The organism is Mycobacterium simulans (genome assembly GCF_900232995.1).
Taxonomy (GTDB): domain Bacteria; phylum Actinomycetota; class Actinomycetes; order Mycobacteriales; family Mycobacteriaceae; genus Mycobacterium; species Mycobacterium simulans.
On sequence record NZ_OCVX01000007.1, the window covers coordinates 784,109 to 789,158 of the forward strand.

Consider the following 5,050-nt stretch of genomic DNA (forward strand, 5'->3'; position numbering starts at 1 on the left):
GCGCCCGGGCGAAGTCCGGGCTTTCACGCAGTATTGGGGACGCGGGCTGGGGTGGCTTCGTTTTGATTCTGCGCGCCAAAGCGGAAGATGCTGGGCGTATCTGGATCGAGGTCGACCCCCGGCACACCTCGGATGGCTGCGAGGAATGTGGGTACGCAGCCGCCCACAACCGGGTCACCCAAGCGGCGTTCGTCTGCCAGCGGTGCTCGCATCGCGCGCAAGCGGACGAGATGGCCGCGCGCAACATCCTACGGGCCGGGCTGGCCCTTCACGCTCAAGCAGCGTGAGAAGAAGCCGGCGGCTTCCAGCCGCCGGAGAAGTCACTGCCGTTCGGCCGACATCGCTGGGTGTCACCCGATCGCGTGCCCGAACTCGAGATCGTCGCGTCGGCGCGGCCGCGGGCCGAGTTCGACGCTTGGCTCACCGAGCAGGCCGGCTCGCCCGTGGATGCCGAACACGGGCCCGCCTGGCACCTCGCGGTGCTGCCGTTCACCGACGGCGGCGCGGGCGTAAGCCTGGTCATCTCGCATTGCCTGGCCGACGGCCTCGGGTTGTGCCAGGCATTGGCCGACGCGGCTTGCGGCCGCGACGTCGCGGCCAGCTGGCCCGCCGCCGGGTCACGTCGGTGGTCGAAGGCATTGCGCGAAGACGCCCGTCAAACCGTGCGCGACGTTCCGGGCTTCGGCCCCGCTCTCGCCGCCGCGGCACGGCTCGGCCGGCGCGACCGCGCGCGTGCGACGGCTGCCACGCCAGCACCTGCCCGGCACACCACGCCGGACGAACCATCACGCTGCCGATGGCAACCGTCTTTGTCGATGCCGACGACTGGGACATTTGCGCACACATCCGCGGCGCGACCAGCAATGCCCTGTTCGCGGCGGTGGCAGCCCGCCTCGCCCGGCGAGTGGGACGGGTTGCCGCGGACGGCTCACTCACGTTGGCGATGCCTGTCAACGAGCGCACCTCAGGCGACACCCGCGCCAACGCGGTCACGAATGTCGACATCACCGTCGACCGCGTCCCCGGAACGACGGACCTGCGCGAGATGCGGGCCACGATCAAGCAAGCACTGATCCGCCACCGTGAGGTGCCTAACGAACGATGGGCCTTGATGCCCCTAATTCCTTTGTTACCCAAGCGTCTGGTCAGGAATCTGGTCAGCGTCGCCGCCGGCACCCCGAGCACCGTCGTCGCATCCAATCTCGGGGAGATCGACCCAACCGTCGCCCGGCTGGACGGCACCGACGCCGATCACTTCGCCATGATGTCGCTCTTTCCTGGCGTTACCACCGCGATGATGCATCGCACCGGTGGACGGTTGGCATTGGTCTCGGGACGAGTGCACGGCCGAATCTTCATCTCGCTCCTTGCGTATCAACCGGGCTACTGCAACACGAATGATGTTTTGCGGCAGGATCTTTTGAGCACTCTGGACGAATTCTCGCTCAGCGCCACGCCAGGCTGGTCACGCCCTGACGGTCAACGCGTGGCATCTCGGTTGGATCGGTTGGCCGCAATCTCCCTGGCTACGAATTCTTGCTCAGGCCTCCCAGTGGTGCCGTAACGCAGCCCGACGCTGACCTCACCGGTGTTGGCCAACGCCGCCAAGTAGCGTTGGGCTGTTGCCCTTGAAATGCCGATGGTCACGGAGACCTCCGCCGCCGACATTGGTGTCTCGGATGCTTGCAAAGCCTGTAGCACAAGCTGTTTGGTGGGCGAGGCCGCGGTCGCCGACGACTGAACGGGAGCGATCCTGGGGCGCAGCGCATCCAGTGCCGCGTCCACGTCGCCCGCGCGGAGATTGGGGCCGGCCAATATCTTGCGAAAGCGGGCATAGCCCGATAGCCGGGCGGCGAGGTCGGTGGTCGCGAACGGCTTGACCAAGTAGCTCACAGCGCCGGCCGCCATGGCAGCGCGGATCGTGTCGGCTTCGGTTGCGGCAGTTAGCACCATGGCGTCACCGCGCAGTTCGCGCACGAAGTCGATTCCGGATCCGTCGGGGAGGTACACGTCGACCAGGGCGAGGTCGACGGGCTCGGCCTCTCGCGCGGCCGCGAGGGTATTCGCGGTAGCGGTGACCGTGAAACCGGGCATGGCATTGACGATTCCGGCGTGCAAATTGGCGACGCGGAAGTCGTCGTCGACCACCAGCACGGTCAGGTCTGCGCCGCCCATTGCTCCTCCTCTGCCATCACGCCCGGCAGTCGGGCAATGAACTCCGCGCCGGAAAGTCCTAGCTGTGCGTCGGGATTGCCGGGGCTCGACAGCCATAGGTCGCCACCGAGGGAACGGCTGATTTGGCGCGACAATGCCAATCCGATACCGCGCCCACCGGGTATCCCGGAGTCCGGCTTTGTCGTCCTGCCTTCGGTGAACAGCTGCTCAACGAAGTCGGGCGCGACGCCGTCACCGCTATCGGCCACCGTCACATGCAGCGTCGAACCCTCTTGCAGCAGTTCGACTTCCACTTCTTTGGTCGTGTTAGCGCTCGTTCGCGCGGCGTCGATCGCGTTGTCGACCAAGTTGCCCACCACAGTGGTGACGTCCACGGGCAGTTCCAGCCGACCCGATACCCAGGTGTTCTCCCCAATTTTCAGAGTCACACCGGCTTCCCGGGCGGCAGCGGCCTTGGCGGCCAGGAATGCCTGCAAGTGAGTGTCGCGGATGGAGTCAACGCCAGCTAGGGAGGATCCCAACGGACCCGAACCGAGCAGCTCCTCTAGATACTGCAACCCCTCCTCGACGTGACCGCCGTGCAACAGCCCGTTCAGCAGATGCAGACGGTTGGCGAACTCGTGGCGCTGTGCGCGCAACGCCGTGCTCATTACCTGCACCGCGTCGAGCTGCCGCGTCAATGACTCGACATCGGTGCGGTCCCGCACCACCAGCACGGTTCCTAGCTCGCGCCCCTCACGCGAGACCGGTCGCGCCGAGACCACCACTATCCGCTCGCCGACGGTAGCCAACGTGGGCGCGGCGTCGGCGGCCTTGAACACGTCGAGGACTCGCGGAGTCAACCCGACGTCGTCGATGCGGCGGCCCTGTTCGTTGCCGATCCTGAGCAGCCGGCGTGCCTCGTCGTTGACGAAGGTGATACTCCCGGTCGTATCGGCCGCAAGCACACCCTCGTCAATGCCATGCAGGACCGCGGCCTGCGTTCGCACCAGCTCTGCCATTTCGGCGGGCCGCAGACCCAGGGTGAGTCCACGCCACCGCCGGGCCAGCATCACAGAACCGCCGACACCGATCAGCAGGGCCGCACCTCCAAGCGGGGCCAACACGCGAAGATTGTGCGAAAACTGTTCATCGAATGCCTTCGTGGAGATGCCAACGCTGACCATCCCCAGCACACGATCCGAACCCTGTTCCAGCACTGGGACTTTAGCGACGATCGAGCGCCCGAGGGTGCCGGATTGATGCAGCACCTCCTCATGTCCTGCCAACACCTCGGCGGGATCGGTACTGACCTTGCGGCCCAACTGGTCGCGATGGGGATGCGCGAGCCTAATGCCGTTCGTGTTGGCGATAACGACGAACTGCACATGGGTGCGTTGCTCAACTCGTGAGGCGACGCCTTGGAGCGGACCGGTCGCCAACTCGCCGATTAGTTCGGGGGTTGGGTTCGGCGGTGTGTTGTCGTAGTGACCGATGTTATTGACGACCGTTGGGGAAGAGGCCACAACGCGGGCGATATCCAACGCATGAACTCCGTACTGGAGGTCCAAGCGGTGTCGATTGAACTGTGCGAACAACCCGAATGCGACAACCAACGTCAGCGTCACGAGCACAAGTTGCAGCAGCAATACCCGGCTGGCGAGCCGCAAGTCGATGCGACCCTTGGAGGCCATTCGGGAACCCTACCATGCCGGCTGAGCAAAATGCGCAAAAGTCGATAAACGGATGCCCGCTCCTCCAAAAGGGGGAGGAAATTTCATCCACCAAATCGGTTATTTGTCCCATACACCCGCTGCAATCCGGGACCGACAGTAATCGGTGAGCCGAATAACGACTCAGTAACGAAATCCCGTCGAACAAAGGGGTCGAAGGATGTTCGTGTTGGTCACTCCGGAAATAGTTGCGAGGGCAGCGGCGGATGTGGCGGGTATCGGTTCGACACTGCGTTCGGCAAACGCGGCGGCAGCTGCCCCGACCACGGCGGTGTTGGCTGCAGGTGCCGACGAGGTGTCGGTAGCACTGGCGTCGCTCTTCTCCGGGCACGGCCAGGCCTATCAGCAGCTAAGCGCTCAGGCGACGGAGTTTCACGACCAGTTTGTATGGGCCCTCAGTTCGACTTCCGCCAGCTATGCGGCCGCCGAAGCGAGCAACGCGTCACCGATGCAGCAGCTACTCAACGTGATTAACGCGCCGACCGAGGCACTGGTGGGTCGCCCACTAATCGGCAGTGGGGCCGACGCGGCGCCGGGCTCCGGCGCGACCGGCGAAGCCGGCGGGATCTTGCTGGGCAACGGCGGCGACGGCGGGTCCGGCGGTGCGGGCCAGGCCGGGGGCGCCGGCGGCGCGGCCGGGCTGATCGGCAACGGTGGTGCGGGTGGGGCCGGCGGCGCCGGCGCGAACGGCGGGACCGGCGGGAGCGGTGGCTGGCTGTACGGTCACGGCGGTAACGGTGGCAACGGCGGGAACGCGACGTCGGTCGCCATGACCGGCGGCAGCGGGGGAGCTGGAGGCAATGCCGCGTTGTGGGGCTCGGGTGGTCACGGCGGGAACGGCGGCGCCGGCCTGTCCGGGGTAGACGCGGTCAACCCGACACCCACAAGCGACCCAAACCTGAATGGCGCGGCAGGTAGCAGTAATCAAGTCAACAAGGCCGGCACTGTCATCGGCGGGAAGGGCGGTCCAGGGCAACCCGGCAGCGCAGGCGTCAACGGCGGGAGCGGCGGGGAAGGGGGGCACACCCCCGCCCCCCCACCCCAAAGGGGGGCAATTGGGTCCCGCGCCCCCGCCCGGGAACGGGGGGGCGGGGGGGGGGGGGGGGGCGCGGGGGGGGGCCCCCGGGGGGGGGGGGGGGGGCGGGCGCGCGCCCGCGCGCGGC

At 66.7% G+C, this 5,050-nt stretch carries 4 protein-coding genes and 1 pseudogene; 3 read left to right on the plus strand and 2 right to left on the minus strand.

The genetic code is table 11. From position 1 onward, the window contains the following. Nucleotides 1-287: zinc ribbon domain-containing protein (locus MSIMFI_RS25690; RefSeq protein ID WP_191499704.1), on the plus strand; the 287-nt coding region annotated here is incomplete at its 5' end. A gap of 33 nt (nt 288-320) precedes the next feature. Then, nucleotides 321-1,564 (plus strand): annotated as a pseudogene (locus tag MSIMFI_RS28645) (hypothetical protein); the annotation flags it as partial. On the opposite strand, the gene MSIMFI_RS25705 reads toward MSIMFI_RS28645, so the two are convergent. Both MSIMFI_RS25705 and MSIMFI_RS25710 read right to left on the minus strand, forming a co-directional pair. Then, nucleotides 1,480-2,175, minus strand: a complete 696-nt coding sequence (locus MSIMFI_RS25705; protein ID WP_191499707.1) for a response regulator — start codon at nt 2,173-2,175, stop codon at nt 1,480-1,482. The pseudogene MSIMFI_RS28645 and the gene MSIMFI_RS25705 sit on opposite strands and share 85 nt — an antisense overlap. After that, nucleotides 2,157-3,848 carry a sensor histidine kinase gene (locus MSIMFI_RS25710; protein ID WP_191499708.1) on the minus strand — a complete coding sequence of 564 codons (1,692 nt, stop codon included), beginning with the start codon at nt 3,846-3,848 and terminating at the stop codon, nt 2,157-2,159. The genes MSIMFI_RS25705 and MSIMFI_RS25710 overlap by 19 nt, the downstream gene beginning before the upstream one ends. A 199-nt stretch (nt 3,849-4,047) precedes the next feature. On the opposite strand from MSIMFI_RS25710, the gene MSIMFI_RS25715 reads away from it, so the two are divergent. Beyond that, the coding region (locus MSIMFI_RS25715) for a PE family protein (protein ID WP_191499851.1) at nt 4,048-5,050 on the plus strand (1,003 nt) is incomplete at its 3' end.

Bases quoted from the DNA above. Each gene is read 5' to 3' on its own strand.
- MSIMFI_RS25705 (WP_191499707.1), bottom strand. From the start codon at position 2,175: ATGGGCGGCGCAGACCTGACCGTGCTGGTGGTCGACGACGACTTCCGC.
- MSIMFI_RS25710 (WP_191499708.1), bottom strand. From the start codon at position 3,848: ATGGCCTCCAAGGGTCGCATCGACTTGCGGCTCGCCAGCCGGGTATTG.